1 protein-coding gene is annotated in these 1,122 nt (G+C 35.5%); it reads left to right on the plus strand.

All coding sequences use genetic code 11. The features are described 5' to 3' along the window. The first annotated feature begins 11 nt into the window (after nucleotides 1-11). Nucleotides 12-896 carry a type IV secretion system protein gene (locus tag ACFIKJ_RS09385; protein ID WP_375670550.1) on the plus strand — a complete coding sequence of 295 codons (885 nt, stop codon included), beginning with the start codon at nucleotides 12-14 and terminating at the stop codon, nucleotides 894-896. Nucleotides 897-1,122: the final 226 nt, after the last annotated feature.

Below are 1,122 nucleotides of genomic sequence, written 5' to 3' on the forward strand. Positions count from 1 at the left end.
CGAGGAGACAGATGAAAAAGCGATTTATTATAACAGGAATGATTACCATTTGGGGAATGATAAATTTGGCACATGCAAATAGCGAAAGGAACTATGATAGACTTGAAAAAAGACTCGTCATAATAGGAGGACGTCTGGTGTGGGAATATCCTGGCTATACAGATTCAACACACACTAGAAATGTTAAAATTAGACGTAGAAAAAAGCCACAACCTGCTTCACCGCCACAACCTGCTCCATCGCCACAACCTGCTCCACCGCCACAACCTGCTCCACCGCCACAACCTGCTCCACCAGCAGAATATTCGGAAATCCTTCAGCTTTTAAAAAAAGGAGAAATTATTGAGCTCTTAAAAAAACAGCTTGAGTTGAAAAAAAAACAAGTTTCACAAATAGAAAAAGCCTATCAAGCTATAACAAAGAATCAGAAAACTGGATCTAAAACAATTGACTTTTCTAGTTTTTTTCTCAAAGAACCAGAATCGCTCTATAAGCGTGATAAGCTTTCAAGGGAATCATATCAAAAGGTATTAGAGGAAGAAAACAAAATTTCTGGGACTTTTGATCAAATGGGCAAAGCTATTTCGGAGCGTTTACAATTTGCATCGATACAAGATAAAGCTGTAAGTTTAGAAACTTTTGAAAACGTAGAAAATCGTTTTAAATACCTCCAACATCTATTAGATGAAATTCAAAAAAAAGAAAACCTGAAAGATACTGCAGATCTTCAAGCACATATCGATGGTTCGTTAACCATGATCCAAAATGAATTTATAAAGATGGAAATGGTAGCGCATTTACGTAATGCTGAGCAATCACTTATCAAAAGGAAAAGACGCGAACTTGATATGAAAATTTTTAACCATGAAACAAACGGGATGCCTACCATACGATAAAAACAAAAGCCACTGTAGAAAGTTCAGTACTATCCGAACAATTCAAAGAGGCACAAAGATTTTATCAAAGCCAAGATATCGTAATGCAAATACTTGGGTAATGTATAAATGAAAATGACACGTTTAGCATATATCTATGTTTCAAGGTGATAAAAAGTTGAAAATTCATTAAAGAGGAATTCCATGGACTTTACAGTGTTCACGCAACTTTTCACTAAAATTGATC

The organism is Bartonella sp. PS7NMGDW, assembly GCF_042193585.1.
GTDB classification, from domain to species: Bacteria; Pseudomonadota; Alphaproteobacteria; order Rhizobiales; family Rhizobiaceae; genus Bartonella; species Bartonella grahamii.

What these genes read in the sequence shown, in the direction of transcription:
- ACFIKJ_RS09385 (WP_375670550.1), top strand. Translation starts at nt 12, where the DNA reads ATGAAAAAGCGATTTATTATAACAGGAATGATTACCATTTGGGGAATG.